The organism is Methyloversatilis sp. XJ19-13 (assembly GCF_024580155.1).
Taxonomy (GTDB): domain Bacteria; phylum Pseudomonadota; class Gammaproteobacteria; order Burkholderiales; family Rhodocyclaceae; genus Methyloversatilis.
In genome coordinates, this window is sequence record NZ_JANINH010000012.1 from 35833 (window position 1) to 51408 (window position 15576).

Here is a 15576-nt window from a genome sequence, read left to right on the forward strand (position 1 = left end):
GTCGGAAAATCGATGGGTGCAAGACGCTGTATCTAGTCATCCGGACGCCGCAGCACACTACGGGTACCGTTCAGCGGCGCATATCGATGGCAGCTTAGCAACACTTTCAGGTCAGCCTGAAATCGCTCGCCAGCGCTTCTGCGAAAAATGTCCGATGTGCTGTAACCCTTTACCAGCAAAGGTTTCCGGATGCCGGTCCGGAGGCCTTTCTATAATGCCAGAACAATAATGGACTGAAACGCGGGTCAAAAGCCGGAAAAAAATCTGGACTTTTGTGTGGATTGTTGCTTTAAAACCTGATGGTTATGTAATACTTTCGGCCCATGAATCAGTCCCTTGTGACGAAATCTTCAAGCCTCTTGTCAGTTATCGCACTGACCGGCGATTCGGGTCGCCTGTCCCCGATGAAGTCGTTTGCATCTCCCCTGTTCCGAACTCCGAATAGTCGATCGCGATCGGCCATTTCATCCGCCCTCCCATCCTGTCGTCACCGTGTGCGTGTGTCCGTTCCGCACGAGGTCGGTCATTGCAGGTTTGCATGCGTCGTGCACGCGAAGGCGGCGCGCTGCATCACCGTTGCTGGGCTCCCGGGTGATTGCCAGGGTCGATACACGCGAAGGAATTCACGGTATGGGGCGATCCAGCCTTCATAAGTACTTTTGAATGTCGTAAGCAGCGTCGGGCTGCAAACGAAGATGAACCGGACATCCGGACGACATGTGTTGTCCGGGCGTTCTGCGGATCGGTGATCCGCAGGCAGATGCGGAGCAATCTGCATGGGCCGAAAAGTGTTCCTGGCGATGCGCAGGGTGCGCACCGTCGTGAACGGACCTTCCGCCACCGGAGGGGCTGAGGTGCTGTCAAATCCTGTTATCCAGAGGAGAGTAGTCATGGCTGAAGCTGACGCAAAGAAGGGGGCGAAGAAGGCGAGTGCCCCGAGTAAAGCTGCTGCGAAACCTGCAGCGAAGAAGGTCGCACCGGTGAAGGCTGCGGCCAAGCCCGCGGCGAAGAAGGCTGCACCGGCGAAGGCTGCGGCCAAGCCGGCGGCCAAGCCCGCGGCGAAGAAGGCTGCACCGGCGAAGGCTGCGGCCAAGCCGGCGGCCAAGCCCGCAGCGAAGAAGGCTGCACCGGCAAAGGCTGCGGCCAAGCCGGCGGCAAAGCCCGCAGCGAAGAAGGCTGCACCGGCGAAGGCTGCGGCCAAGCCCGCGGCGAAGAAGGCTGCACCGGCGAAGGCTGCGGCCAAGCCGGCGGCCAAGCCCGCAGCGAAGAAGGCTGCACCGGCGAAGGCTGCGGCCAAGCCGGCGGCCAAGCCCGCGGCGAAGACGGCTGCACCGGCGATGGCTGCGGCCAAGCCGGCGGCCAAGCCCGCGGCGAAGACGGCTGCACCGGCGATGGCTGCGGCCAAGCCGGCGGCCAAGCCCGCCGCGAAGAAGGCCGCACCGGCAAAGGCTGCGGCCAAGCCGGCGGCCAAGCCCGCAGCGAAGAAGGCTGCACCGGCGAAGGCTGCGGCCAAGCCGGCAGCGAAGCCCGCAGCGAAGAAGGTGGCTGCACCGGCTGCGACCAAGGTGGTTTCGAAGTCGTCCGACCCGGCGCCTGCGCCGGCTGCTCCCGCGCCTGCCACGCCGTCGACTGCTGCCACTCCGGGCATCAAGTCATCGTTGAATCCGGCTGCTGCATGGCCGTTCCCGACGGGCTCACGTCCGTCCTGAGTGTGTTCTGCTCGCGTGGAGGCCCTTGTGCCTCCACGGTTTTTTCTGCCTCTTCTCTGCCCCTTTGGTTGCCCTTTAGTTGCCTGTTTCGCGGCCGTCCTTTACTGATTGAACGTCATGCACCGGCGCTTGCCGACATTTCGCTTTACGAAGCTTTACTTGACGAAACTCCGCTGAATCAGCACTATCGCGGCCGGGTTGCTTGGTCGCCCCTCCGGATGAGTGTCCATCACGACAACGTCATCCGCCGTTTCAACGTGGTCCGACAGCGCCTTGCGCTGATCAGACTGTCCAGATGTTCCGGCATATCCCCATGCCGCGAATCATGCGATCGAAAAGCCCCTGTACGCGTGTCCGACGCGCGTCACGGCAACGATCCCTGACAAGGATCCCTCAGACATCCGCCGTACCTCCTTTTGAGGCGCCGTGCGGACGTTCGAAAGGAGTGCTGCATGAACAAGCTGTATCCGGTTTTCAAGGGCGTCTTCGCCATCGTCGTTCACTTCGCCCATGGCGGTCTGCTGGCAGTCGGTGTGATGGTCAGCGTATTCATCGGACTGCGCGTATCGGAAGCAGGGCTGACACCGCAGATCATGCCGTCGCTGCCCGAGTTCTCGTTGATCAACGCCATCGAGCCGGCCAGCGGAAACGCGCCGTCATCGCTCGACTTCATCATGACGCGTGACGAAGCACCGGCGTCAGCGCAAAAGCTGTCCGTGCAGCAGAAGGCGCTGATCGATCAGGTTTCCCGCCGCCATCGCGTGGCGCGTGCAGCGGTCGAGCAGTACATCCCGCACATCTATTCCGCCGCCACGCAATACCGGATCGATCCGCTGCTGCTGGTGGCGCTGATCTCCGTCGAGTCGGCATTCAATCCCACGGCCGAGAGCGTGTGGGGTGCGCAGGGACTGACCCAGGTCATCCCGCGCTTCCACCCGGAGAAGCTTGCGCTGCACGGGCCCGACGCGACGCTGCTTGAACCGCGCGTCAGCATCCATGTCGGCGCGCAGGTGCTGCGCGAGTACATCCGCTCGGCGGGATCGGTGGAAGGCGGTCTGCAGCGCTATGTCGGTTCGATCGAGGATCCGGATCTGGTGTACTCGAACAAGGTGCTGAACGAGTACCGCCGCCTGCAGGGTCTTTTCGCGCCGCCGATGCAGACGGCACAGGCCGCCATCTGAGGCGTCCGCCTGCCCGGGCGCAAGCCCGGTGTCCGATAAGCGACAGACAACGGTAAACCACAGCCCGCGCCGCGCGCCGAACAGCTAAAATCCGGAGTTTTCGCACTGCACCATGCTCACCCATCAGGTGGGTCGTGGTCGCCGTGTCGTATCACTCGATCGGAGGATTTGCTGTTCATCATGGACGAACATATTCGCGCTGCCGCGCTGGACTACCACCGCAAGCCCGGTCCGGGCAAGATTTCCGTCGTACCGACCAAGGCCCTGACCAACCAGCAGGACCTCTCGCTCGCCTACTCGCCGGGCGTTGCCGCCGCGTGCGAGGAGATCGTCGCCAATCCGCTTGAAGTGAGTTCGCTCACGGCGCGCGGCAACCTGATCGGCGTCATCACCAACGGCACGGCGGTTCTCGGGCTCGGCCCGATCGGTCCGCTCGCCGCCAAGCCGGTGATGGAAGGCAAGGCGGTGCTGTTCAAGAAGTTTGCCAACATCGATGTGTTCGACATCGAGCTCGACGAGCGCGACCCGGACAAACTGGTCGACATCATCGCCAGCATGGAGCCGACCTTCGGCGGCATCAACCTCGAAGACATCAAGGCGCCGGAGTGCTTCTACATCGAGCGAAAGCTGCGCGAGCGGATGAAGATTCCGGTCTTCCATGACGACCAGCACGGCACGGCGATCGTCGTCGGCGCCGCGGTGCTCAATGGTCTCAAGGCGGTCGGCAAGGACATCCGCGAAGTCAAACTGGTGACGTCCGGTGCCGGCGCGGCCGCACTGGCCTGCCTCGACCTCCTGGTGCTGCTCGGCATGCCGGTCGAGAACATCTGGGTGACCGACATCAAGGGCGTGGTGTACGAAGGCCGCAAGGAAGACATGGAGCCGCTGAAGGCGCGCTATGCCAAGGTGACCGACGCGCGCACGCTGGGCGACGTGATCGGCGATGCGGACGTGTTTCTGGGGCTGTCGGCCGGTGGCGTGCTGAAGGCCGACATGGTGATGCGCATGGGACCGCGCCCGCTGATCTTTGCGCTGGCCAACCCGACGCCGGAAATCCTGCCGGAAGAGGTGAAGTCGGTGCGCAGCGATGCGGTTATCGCCACAGGACGTTCTGACTACCCGAACCAGGTCAACAACGTGCTGTGCTTCCCGTTCATCTTCCGCGGTGCGCTTGATGTCGGCGCGACCACGATCACCGAGGAAATGAAGCTGGCCGCGGTGCTGGCGATCGCCGAACTGGCACAGGTCGAGCAGAGCGAAATCGTGCGCGCCGCCTACGGCGAGCAGCCGCTGTCGTTCGGGCCTGAGTACCTCATTCCGAAGCCGTTCGACCCGCGCCTCATCGTGAAGATCGCGCCGGCCGTGGCGCAAGCCGCGATGGATTCCGGCGTGGCGACGCGCCCGATCGAGGATTTCGAAGCCTATCGCCAGCAGTTGAACAACCTGGTGTGGATTTCCGGCCTCGTCATGAAGCCGGTGTTTGCCGAAGCCAAGCGCAATCCGAAACGCATCATCTACGCCGAAGGCGAGGACGAACGCGTGCTGAGCGCGGTGCGCAACGTGGTGGACGAAGGCATGGCGCGGCCGATCCTGATCGGCCGACGTGACGTCGTGCTGTCACGTATCCAGAAGCTGGGACTGCGGCTGCGACCCGAGGTCGATTTCGAACTGGTCACGCCGGATAACGACCCGCGCTACAAGGAGTTGTGGACGCTGTATCACAGCCTGACCGAACGCAAGGGCATCTCGGTCGATTACGCCAAGCTCGAAGCGCGTCGCCGTACCACGCTGATCGGCGCACTGCTGACCCGGCTGGGCTACGCCGACGGTCTGATCTGCGGCACGTTCGGCCACTTCACGCGCCACCTTCAGTTCGTACGCAATGTGCTGGGCCTCAAGGATGGTCTGAGCAATTTCTATGCGATGAATCTGCTGAACCTGCCGGGTCGTACGGTCATGCTGTGCGACACCTATGTCAATTACGATCCGACAGCGGCGCAGGTGGTCGAGATGACCGTGCTGGCTGCAGAGGAAGCGCGTCGTTTCGGCATCGAGCCCAGGATCGCGCTGTTGTCTCATTCCAACTTCGGGTCCGACAACACGCCGACAGCTGACAAGATGCGCCGCGCGCTGGAAATGCTGCACGCCGATCACCCACATCTGGAAGTCGAAGGCGAAATGCACGGCGACGCGGCGCTCGACATCGACATCCGCACCCGTATCTTCCCCAATTCAAGATTGCGGGACGAAGCAAATCTGCTTATCTTCCCGACGCTGGATGCGGCGAACATTTCGTACAACCTGCTGAAGACCGCCGCCGGCGAGGGCATGACGATCGGCCCGATACTGCTCGGTGCCAAGCGTCCGGTGCACATCCTCACGCCGACCGCCACCGTGCGGCGCATCGTGAACATGACAGCACTGACCGTGGTCGAGGCGGGGCAGATACGCTGAGGACCCGCGCAGTGCGCTGACGCACGCATGCCGGCGCTGACCGGCATGCGTGACCAGAAGGGGAGGCTTGGTGCAGCAAGCGAGGACGGCGCTGGTGTTGTCCGGGGGGGGCGCGCGCGCCGCCTATCAGGTCGGCGTTCTGTCGGCGGTGCGCGACCTGCTGCCCGACACGCGCATCAATCCCTTTCCCATCCTGTGCGGTACGTCGGCCGGCGCCATCAATGCCGTGTCGCTGGGCGTCTACAGCGAGGACTTCGGCGACGCGGTCGATAACCTGCTGTACATCTGGCGCAACTTCCACGCCGGACAGGTCTATCGCGCCGACAATTTCGGTCTGGCGCGCACCGGGATGCGCTGGCTGATGGCCCTGATGTTCGGCTGGGCGGTTGACCGCTACCCCAGGTCGCTGCTCGACAACACGCCGCTGCGCGACCTGTTGACCGACAGACTCGATTTCAGCCGCATCCAGCGGGCCATCGACCGGGGGGCGCTGTACGCGTTGTCGGTCACTGCTTCGGGCTACACCTCGGGTGACAGCGTGGCCTTTTTCGAAGGCGGCGAGCACATCGAGCCGTGGAAGCGCATGCAACGCGCCGCCTCGCGCACGCCGCTGAAGGTCGAGCACCTGTTGGCGTCCAGCGCTTTGCCGTTCATCTTTCCCGCCACCAAGATCAATCGCGAATATTTCGGTGACGGATCGATGCGCCAGCTCGCACCGATCAGTCCGGCGGTGCATCTGGGCGCCGAACGCATCTTCATCATCGGCGTCAGCCGCATGAACGAGAAGGACCAGCGTCGCCGGGGCGACATCTACCCCTCGCTGGCCCAGGTGGCGGGCCATGCGCTGGCCAGCATCTTCCTCGATCAGCTGATGATCGATATCGAACAGTTGCAGCGCGTGAATGACATTCTCGGCCGCGTACCCGAACGTCTGATGGCGGAGATGGGTTTGCCGCTGCGACCGATCGAAACCCTGGTGATCGCGCCGTCGGAGCGGCTGGACGACATCGCGGCGCGTCACGTCGATGCCCTGCCGTTCGGCATCCGCACGCTGCTCGGGGGCATCGGTGGCACCAAGCGAGCCGGCGGCGGTCTGGCCAGCTATCTGCTGTTCGAAAAGCCCTATACCCGGGCACTGATCGACCTCGGCTATCGCGATACGATGGCGCGCGCGGACGATGTGGTGAACTTCCTCGGCCTCAAGCCGGCGGCGATTGCGCCGTGAATAACTTCGTCACAATCGCGAAACTGCCATAAGAATGCTTTCCATGGCCTTATTTTCGTTTGAAAAATTGACTTCGACGGGTAGACTCTTCACTCAATCGAATCGCCACCAGGGGTCCCACGCATGCTTCTGAAATACCTGATGGTCAGTTGTACCGCAGTCGCGCTGGGTCTGGGCGTCGCACCCCCCTCCGAAGCCGCCGGCAAAACCTCCGCCGCACAGTCCTCCTCGAAGAAAAAGGTCGCCAAGGCGGCGCAGTCGAAGCGAATCAAGCAGGCCAGCATCAAGAAATCCTCCCGCAGGTCGGTCGCTGCCGCGCCGCGCGCGCCGCACGAGCCGGATTTCGACGCGCTCGGCCTGCCGAACGTCAAATCCGCGTCCGTGCTGGTGCAGGACCAGATTTCAGGTGAAGTGCTGTTCGAACGCAATTCGGACGCCGTGGTGCCGATCGCCTCGATCACCAAGCTGATGACGGCCATGGTCGCGCTGGACGCGCGCCCGGCGCTCGACGAAGTGCTCGTCGTGTCGGAAGAAGACATCGACCAGCTCAAGGGCACGCGCTCGCGACTGGCCATCGGTACGCGCCTGACGCGCGAGGAAATGCTGCATCTGGCGCTGATGTCGTCGGAGAATCGCGCCTCGTCTGCCTTGTCGCGCCACTACCCGGGTGGTCAGCGCGCGTTCATCGCCGCCATGAACCAGAAGGCGATCGAGCTGGGACTGGCCGATACGCGCTTCTTCGACAGCACCGGCCTCGATCCGCACAATGTGTCGTCGGCGCGCGATCTGGCGAAGATGGTCGCTGCCTCGTCCACTTACCCGCTGATCCGCGAGTTCTCGACCACGCGAGACGGCTCGTTCGACGTCAAGGGCAAGATGCTGCACTTCAACAACACCAATGCGCTGGTATCGAGTTCCGACTGGGAGATCGCGTTGCAGAAGACCGGTTTCACCAATGAAGCCGGTAAATGCCTGGTCATGCAGGCGTGGCTGAACCAGAAGCCTGTGGTCATCGTGCTGCTCGACTCGTGGGGACGACTGACCCGTATCGGTGACGCCAACCGCATCCGCCGCTGGGTCGAACACCTGGCGCTACAGGGTGCCGGCGCGGGCTGAAACCCATGAGCAAGCCACCTCACGGCAGCTGTGGCGAAGTCGGCCTGTTCGTCACCTGCCTGGTGGACCTGATGCGCCCGTCGATCGCGTTCGCGGCGCTGAAACTGATCGAGGCGGCCGGTTTCACGCCGGTCGTACCCGACACCCAGACCTGCTGCGGACAGCCCGGGCACAACGCGGGCGACGCGCGCAGCGCGCGCGCGCTGGCGCAGAAGCTGATTGCCGAGTTCGAAGTTTTCCCCTGCATCGTCGCGCCGTCCGGCTCCTGTGCCGGCATGATCCGCACGCACTATCCCCACCTGTTCGATGACGACGACGCCTGGCGCATCCGTGCCGAGGCGCTGGCCGCAAAGACCTTCGAACTGACGCAGTTCCTGGACGACGTGGCGGGCGTCACCGAAGTGCCGGGCGACTTCGCCGGTGCCGTCACCTATCACGACAGCTGTGCCGGGCTGCGCGAACTGGGCGTCAAGCGCCAGCCGCGCGCGCTGCTCGACCGCATGCCCGGCGTCGAGCAGCGGCCGTTGAACGAATGCGAGGAGTGCTGCGGCTTCGGCGGCCTGTTTTCGGTCAAGTACCCGGATATTTCCGGTGCCATCGCGCAGCGCAAGTGCGACAACATCCGCGCGTCCGGCGCCGGCACCGTGGCGCTGGGCGATCTGGGCTGCATGATGAACATCGAAGGACGGCTGCGCCGAATCGGTGACGAGGGCACGCAGGTGATCCACATCGCCGAGCTGCTGGCCGGCCGGCTCGACCCGGACTGAGGCGGCAATGGAAATCCGCTCCATGCATTTCGTGTCGCGCGTGCGCCAGCGGCTCGACGACGCCGAACTGCAGCGCAACCTGCAGCGCACGCGCGGCCGCAACGCCGCGGCGCGGCTGGCGTCGCTGTCGAGTCTGGACGACTTCGATGCGGTGCGTGCCCGCGCCACCGACATCCGGGCATCGGTGCTGCGCGATCTCGACGTCTGGCTGGAACGCTTCGAGGCGGAAGCCACGCGCCGCGGCGCCACCGTGCTGTGGGCGCGCGACGGCGACGAGGCCTGCCGGCTGGTGATCGACATTGCGCGCCGGCACGACGTGAAAACCGTCGTCAAGGCCAAGTCCATGGTGTCGGAAGAAGCCGGACTGAACGCCGCACTCGAAGCCGCCGGCATCCGTCCGGTGGAGACCGACCTTGGCGAATACATCCTGCAGATCAACGACAACGAACCACCGTCGCACATCATCATGCCGGTGATCCACAAGTCGAAGGAACAGGTGTCCGAACTGTTCGCGCGCGTGCATGGCACGGCGGCGAAGACCGACATCGTCGAACTGACGCGCGAGGCGCGCGAAAAGCTGCGGCCGGAATTTCTGGGCGCCGAAATGGGGATCTCCGGCGGCAACTTCCTGATTGCCGAAACCGGATCGGTCGCCATCGTCACCAATGAAGGCAACGGCCGGATGTGCACCACGATGCCGCGCGTGCACGTCGCGCTGACCGGCATCGAAAAGGTGATCCCGACGCTGGACGACCTGGCAACGCTGCTGCGCATCCTGCCGCGCTCGGCCACCGGGCAGGCCATCTCGAATTATGTGTCGCTGCTGACCGGTCCGAAGCACGAGGGCGATGCCGACGGGCCGGAGCACATGTATTTCGTGCTGGTCGACGGCGGCCGCGCCGATCTGATCGGCGGCGATTTCGAGCCCATGCTGCGCTGCATACGCTGCGGCGCCTGCATGAATCACTGTCCGGTTTATCAGACCATCGGCGGCCATTCCTACGGCTGGGTCTATCCCGGACCGATGGGGTCGGTGCTGACGCCGCTCTATCAGGGGCTCGAAAAAGCGAAGGATCTGCCGCAGGCGGCCACGCTGTGCAACCAGTGCGGCGTGGTGTGTCCGGTGTCGATTCCGCTGCCCGACCTGATGCGCAAGCTGCGCGAGAGGCAGGTCGACGCCGGCCTGCGACCGTGGAGCGAGCGGCTGTCGATGCGCCTGTGGGCCTGGGTGGCACAGCGTCCGAAGCTGTATGCGCGCGGCGTGCGTCTTGCCGTGCGCTATCTGCGCTGGCTGGCCGATGGTCGTGACCGCATCCAGGCCATGGGCGTCGCGCCGGGCTGGACCGCCGAGCGCGACTTTCCGGCACCGGCCGCGCAGAGCTTCCGCGACCAGTATGCGGCGCGCCAGCGCGGGGCAGGGCGATGAGCAGCGCGCGCGACGATATCCTCGGCCGTCTGCGCCAGCGCATCGGGCGCGAGCCGGTCGGTACCCCTGCGGCGCGCGAGCGTGTCGAGCAGGTGATCTGCGCGTCGCAGGCCGGGCCGCGACCGTCGTTCGACGGTGATCTGGCGGCGCGCTTCATCGAGCGGGCGAAAGCGCTGATTTCCACCGTGGATGAATGTGCCACGCCGGCCGATGTGCCTGCGCGCTGTGCCAGCTGGCTGACGTCGCAGGGGCTCGGGAATCGGGTTGTGGTGTCTCCCGTGCTGGCCGGGCTGGACTGGGTGGCCAGCGATCTGGACGTGCGCATCGGTGCGGCCGGTGGAGACGATCCGGTCGGCATCACCGGCTGTTTTCGTGCCATCGCCGAGACCGGCACGCTGATGTTGTGCTCCAGCGCGCAGTCGCCGGCGGTCAACAGCCTGCTGCCGGAGACGCACATCGCGGTGGTGCCGCGCGAACACATCGTGGCCGACATGGAAGCCGCATTTGCCGTCGCGCGCGATGCGCTCGAACCCTGGCCGCGTGCCGTCAACTTCGTGTCGGGTCCGTCGCGTACGGCCGACATCGAACAGACCATCGTGCTTGGCGCTCACGGACCGTACCGGGTGCATCTGCTGATCGTGGGGTAAGCGGCGGAGCAGGGCATGCGCCGAAGGGGCGCTTTGACAGATAATCGCGCTTTTTGCCACCCCGCGAGCCCGTGGTGGTCATTTGGAGTCATTCTGACTTGAGTCTTTCGAATCGCCTCCTATGTGCGTTGATGCCATGTCCGTTGCCGCGGAGCGCCCGCAATTGAGGCGGTTCTGCACGCGCTGGCAGGTCGTGCCGCTGGTCTGTGGCGTCGTCCTGACGGCGCAGCCTGCGGCGGCGGCCGACGAGCCCGAGGCGCCGCACCTCGATGATCTGCCGGTCGTGCTGTCGATGACCCGCATGCCGCAGCGCATCGACGATGCGCCGGGTGCGGTCACGCTGATCACGCGCGAAGACATCGAACGTCTCGGCTATCGCCGTCTGACCCAGGTGCTGCGCCTGGTGCCCGGCATGAACGTGATGAGCGACACCGGGCACTCGCCGGCGGTGTTCTATCACGGCCTGGGTTCGCTGAATCCGAACCGCATGCAGGTGCTGATCGATGGCCGGTCGGTCTACTCACCCTATCTGTTCGGTTACGTGGACTGGGACGCCCTGCCACTGACGATGGAAGAGATCGAGCGGATCGAGGTGGTCCGTGGCTCGAATGCCACCACCTATGGCTCGAACGCCGTGGCGGGCGTGGTCAACATCGTCACGCGCAGCAGCCAGGACGGTCCGCGCTCGAGCATTTCGGTCAGCCGCGGCAATCGCGACGTGGCCGATGCGTCGATGCGTCTGCGGCACAGCTTCGGACCGTTGAGCATCGCGCTCAACGCCCGCACCATGGGCGACGCCGGTTTCGACGATCGCTACGATGACGCGCGGCTGAATTCAATGACCTTCCGCGCCGACCTGACGCTGAACAGCTCGGACGAAATCAGCCTGACGGCGGGACAGAACAAGAGTCGCCGCGAACTGGGCTATCCGTATGGCGTGACCGGCAACAGCGCGAACGAGAACGGTTTTCGCGAATCGCGTACCGACAACCGCTTCATGCACCTGCGCTTCCGGCGGCTGATGTCGACCGACAATGAATGGTCGGTGAGCTACTACCGCAATGAGGACCGCGGGCGCGAGGAGTGGTTTGGCGAAGCGGCCGACGTGGTGAACCAGGGGCTTGTCGATGCCGGCTTTCCGTTTTTTTCCATAGGCTCGCTGCCGCTGCCCATCGACTACAACCGCTCGGCCACCCGGCAGAACATCGATTTCCAGCACAGTTTCGTACCGGCGCCGGACTGGCGGGTTGCCTGGGGCGCCGAACTGCGCCACGAGGAGTTGAAGTCGGATCGCATGTTCTTCGTGACCGGCCGCGAATCCGACGGCTTCGTGCGCGTGTCGGCAAATGTCGAATGGCGGCCGAGCGAACGCTGGACCCTGAACGCAGGCAACATGATCGAGCGGTTTCGCGATCGAAGCCCGCAAGCCTCGCCGCGCCTGTTCGCGACCTGGCATGCGACGCCCGACCATGCCCTGAAGGCGGGTGTCAGCCGCGCCTACCGTCATCCCGCGCTGATCGAAACGCGGGGTGATTCCCGCTTCATCTTCCCGGAAGTGGCGGCAGCGCTGACCGCACTCGACCCGGTTGCTGGGCCGCTGCTGGCGGCCGGATTCCAGCAGGGGCGGTCGCGGCGCACCTTCGTCGGCACGCCCTCGCTGCAGCCGGAACGCCTGGATTCGGTCGAATTCGGTTATGTAGGACAGTTCGGTGCATCGACACTTGACGTGCGGATTTTCCACGAGCGCTTCAACCACTTGATTACCGAAACGCGCTACCGCGACAGTGACTATCTCGAGACCGGCGTGACTTTCATCGATGGCGACGCCGTCACCATACAGGGAATAGAATATCAATATCGCTATCGGGGCAACGGGCGCGAAATCTGGTTTTCCCAGGCCATTCCGCGCATCCGCTCCGATGCCACCTGTGATCCGCGGCGCGTCTGCTATGGCGACACGGTGCCGTCGTCGACCTGGTCGCTGACCTGGTTCGAAGCGCTGCCGCGCGACTGGTCGATCTCGGCCACGCTGCATGGCGTCAATTCCGCCCGCTGGTTCAGCGGCAGCGAACGGGTCGACAGCTATCAGACGCTGGATGCGCGCATCGCGAAGAAATTCCGCAGCGGCGGCACCTTGTGGGAAGCCGCGTTTGCGGTGACCGACATCGGACCCCGCTACGAAACCTTCAACGATGACCAGGGCAGTCGCACCCCGTTCAATACGGTCGGCCGGCAGGCGCGGCTGACGCTGCGTACCAGCTGGGACTGAGCACGGGCCCGCAACGGGGCTTCGCGTATCATGGGCACGGTAAATTTCCGCGCTCGGCGCGTGTTGGGGGACACAGGGTGCGGAGTCGTTTCGGACTCGATCGCCTCGGCTTTCGCAGCCGGGTACTGGTCGCCGCGCTGCTGCCCTCGGTGGCCATTGCGCTCGCACTGGCGGTTCATTTCACCAGTACGCGCATCGACGACATCGAACAGTCGTTGATCGACCGCGCTGCGCTGCTGACCGGCAGCCTCGCGCCCGCCTCCGAATACGGCCTGTTCGTCGGCAATCTCGACATCCTGCAGTCGCTGGCCGATTCGATGATGCGCGAGCGCGGCGTCGACGGTGTGCTGATCGTTGATCGCGACCGCCTGGTTCTGGCGCGTGCAGGGCAGGTCAGTGACCCGCCCGTGGATGCCACACGCGGTCTCGCCCGCACCGAGCGGCTGCAGAGCAGCGACCGCTTCCACCAGTTTGCCGCGCCGGTGTTTTCGGCGCAGGGACCTTCGGATCTGCTGCTCGACGATCAACTGGCGCCATCCGGGCCGTTGCGCCTCGGTACCGTAGTGGTTCAGGTGTCGCGTTTCGGCAGCGAGCAAGCGCGGCGCGAACTGATTACCAGTGCCGTCCTGATCACCGCCGGCGGTCTGCTGCTGGCGGGCCTGTTCGCCCGCTTCCTGTCCGATGGCGTGACCGCCCCGGTGCGTGCGCTTGCCGAAACCGTTCAGCGCATCGAGAAAGGCGATTTTTCGGTGCGGGCGCGGAGCGGCGCGCGCGGCATCCTGCAGGTGCTCGAAGACGGCATCAACCGCATGGCGGTCGCGCTGCAGGCGGCGCGCGCCGGGCTGGAGGAGCGGGTACATGACGCCACCGCCCAGTTGCAGCAGCAGAAGGAGGTGGCCGAGCAGGCCAGTCGCGCCAAGACGCAGTTCGTCGATGCGTTGCTGCATGATCTCAGCCAGCCGCTGATGGCCATGGGGCTCGACATCCGCACGCTGAAGCTGCGGCTGCGCGACGACGAAAGTGCAGGGTTGCTGTCGCGGCTCGAACGTTCGTCGCTGAAGCTGGAAAACATGCGCGACGTGCTGCTCGATGTCGCGCGGCTGGAATCGGGGGCCACGCAGCCGCGGCTGACAGACTTTCCGCTCATCCGGGTGTTCGACAGCCTGCGTGTCACCTTCGAGGCGCAGGCCGCGGAGAAGGGTCTGCGCTTCGAGCTGCATCCGACACGGGCGTGGTGCCGCTCCGATCCGCTGCTGCTCGAGCGCGTGCTGGCCAATCTGGTATCGAATGCGCTGCGCTACACGACGCGCGGCACGGTATTCGCCGGCGTGCGCATGCTCGACGACGGACGCCTGCGCATCGAGGTGCGCGACAGCGGTCAGGGCATTCCGGCCGAACGTATCGACGACGTGTTCGAAGAATTCGTGCGCCTGCCCGGCGCCGACCCGGGCGCGGGCGGGCGCGGCATGGGGCTGGGGCTGACCATCGTGAAGCGGCTGTGTGCCTTGCTCGGGCATGAAGTGAAGGTGCGCTCGCGCCCCGGCCGCGGTTCAACCTTCAGCGTCGTGCTGCCGCGCGTGCGCGCCCTCGTGCAGGTACCGGTGGCCCAGCCACTGCACGGGTTGGCGAGGCTGGCCGGATGCCGGGTGGCGCTGATCGATGACGACGCCGCGGTGCTGCAGTCGCTGCAGTCGCTGCTCAGTTCGGTCGGCATCGACGTGATTGCGGGTACCTCGCCCGATTTCGTGCTGCGTCAGCTCCGACAGGCCGGTGCGCCGGCCTTCATCATCAGCGATTTCCAGCTGGGCGACGGACTGGATGGACTGAATGCCGTACTGACGCTGCGACGCGAGCTGGGCGACGACATTCCGGCGCTGGTGATGACCGGGCTGGCCGCCACGCGCGAGCTTGAAATCCAACTGGAAGGGCATGGCATCCCGCTGGTCGCCAAACCGGTGCGCCCGGTCGTGCTCGATGCAGTGATCGGCGGCATGCTGGACGCGGCGGAAGATCCCGGCCCCTGATCGGCTGCGTTCAGGGCGCCGCCGGGTTCAATCCCTGGCTGGCCGTCGCGGCAACTTCACACCCATTTTTGACAGTGCGAACACCGCCTGCGTGCGGTTGCGTACGTCAAGCAGGCGCAGGATGGCTGAAATATGCGTCTTGCAGGTGCCGTCGGAAATGCCGAGTTCGCGGCAGATCAGCTTGTTCGGCATGCCTTCGATCATCAGTGTCAGCACTTCGATCTGACGCGGCGTCATGCCGATGTCGGCCAGGTCCTGGATATGCGCCTGCGGTGGATGGTCAACGCCATGGTCGTCCAGCACCTGATGCGGCACATAGATGCCGCCCTTCATCACGAGCTGCAGCGCGCTGACCAGTATCGCCGTGTTAGAGCTTTTGGAGATGAAACCCATGGCGCCCTGGTCAATCGCACGGGTGATGGTGTCACGGTCGTCCTGGGCCGAAATCACCACCACCGGCACGTCCGGAAACTCCTGGCGCAGTTCGGTCAGCAACGAGGTCCCCCCGGCGTCCGGTAGATTGAGGTCCAGCAGCACGAGATCCGGCCGCAGACCGCTGCGCAGCATGGACAATGCGCGGGACGCAAGCAGTGCGCACCGGATGTCCGGCTCGCTGTCCATGCCTGTCAGTACGCTGCGCAGCCCTTCCACAACCAGGGGCTGGTCTTCGATGATCATGACCTGCATGCACAGTCCCGCCGCAATGAGATGGCGCGAGTGTACCCGCGGCGCATCACCGGCGCTTGATCGTAAGCATA

11 protein-coding genes are annotated in these 15576 nt (G+C 64.7%); 10 read left to right on the forward strand and 1 reads right to left on the reverse strand.

The genetic code is table 11. The features are described 5' to 3' along the window. Nucleotides 1-890: 890 nt before the first annotated feature. The 10 genes from NMQ14_RS14795 (at nt 891) to NMQ14_RS14840 (ending at nt 14818) form a co-directional block, all read left to right on the forward strand. The gene (locus NMQ14_RS14795) at nt 891-1709 is read left to right on the forward strand and encodes a hypothetical protein (protein ID WP_257097347.1); all 819 of its coding nucleotides are present in this window, start codon (nt 891-893) and stop codon (nt 1707-1709) included. Nucleotides 1710-2161: 452 nt separating this feature from the next. Beyond that, the gene (locus NMQ14_RS14800; RefSeq protein WP_257097348.1) at nt 2162-2890 is read left to right on the forward strand and encodes a transglycosylase SLT domain-containing protein; all 729 of its coding nucleotides are present in this window, start codon (nt 2162-2164) and stop codon (nt 2888-2890) included. A gap of 180 nt (nt 2891-3070) precedes the next feature. Then, nucleotides 3071-5344, forward strand: a complete 2274-nt coding sequence (locus NMQ14_RS14805; RefSeq protein WP_257097349.1) for an NADP-dependent malic enzyme — start codon at nt 3071-3073, stop codon at nt 5342-5344. Between the two features lie 97 nt (nt 5345-5441). Continuing rightward, nucleotides 5442-6569, forward strand: a complete 1128-nt coding sequence (locus tag NMQ14_RS14810) for a patatin-like phospholipase family protein (RefSeq protein WP_257097458.1) — start codon at nt 5442-5444, stop codon at nt 6567-6569. 123 nt (nt 6570-6692) lie between these two features. Further along, on the forward strand, nt 6693-7685 hold the full coding sequence (gene pbpG, locus NMQ14_RS14815) for a D-alanyl-D-alanine endopeptidase (RefSeq protein WP_257097350.1): 993 nt from the start codon (nt 6693-6695) through the stop codon (nt 7683-7685). 5 nt (nt 7686-7690) lie between these two features. Beyond that, nucleotides 7691-8452: a (Fe-S)-binding protein gene (locus NMQ14_RS14820; RefSeq protein WP_257097351.1), complete on the forward strand. Its 762-nt coding sequence runs from the start codon at nt 7691-7693 to the stop codon at nt 8450-8452. A gap of 7 nt (nt 8453-8459) precedes the next feature. Beyond that, complete coding sequence (locus tag NMQ14_RS14825) at nt 8460-9878, forward strand: LutB/LldF family L-lactate oxidation iron-sulfur protein (protein WP_257097353.1); 1419 nt, start codon at nt 8460-8462, stop codon at nt 9876-9878. Beyond that, a complete protein-coding gene (locus NMQ14_RS14830; RefSeq protein WP_257097355.1) occupies nt 9875-10525 on the forward strand; it encodes a lactate utilization protein C in 651 nt (216 codons plus the stop codon). The genes NMQ14_RS14825 and NMQ14_RS14830 overlap by 4 nt, the downstream gene beginning before the upstream one ends. Nucleotides 10526-10661: 136 nt before the next feature. Next, nucleotides 10662-12794 (forward strand): TonB-dependent siderophore receptor, encoded by a 2133-nt coding sequence (locus NMQ14_RS14835; RefSeq protein WP_257097357.1) that lies wholly within the window; start codon nt 10662-10664, stop codon nt 12792-12794. Between the two features lie 77 nt (nt 12795-12871). After that, on the forward strand, nt 12872-14818 hold the full coding sequence (locus NMQ14_RS14840) for an ATP-binding protein (protein WP_257097359.1): 1947 nt from the start codon (nt 12872-12874) through the stop codon (nt 14816-14818). Between the two features lie 27 nt (nt 14819-14845). Here the strand turns inward: NMQ14_RS14840 and NMQ14_RS14845 are convergent, their stop codons facing one another. Beyond that, nucleotides 14846-15505: a response regulator transcription factor gene (locus NMQ14_RS14845; protein WP_257097361.1), complete on the reverse strand. Its 660-nt coding sequence runs from the start codon at nt 15503-15505 to the stop codon at nt 14846-14848. Nucleotides 15506-15576 lie beyond the last annotated feature (71 nt).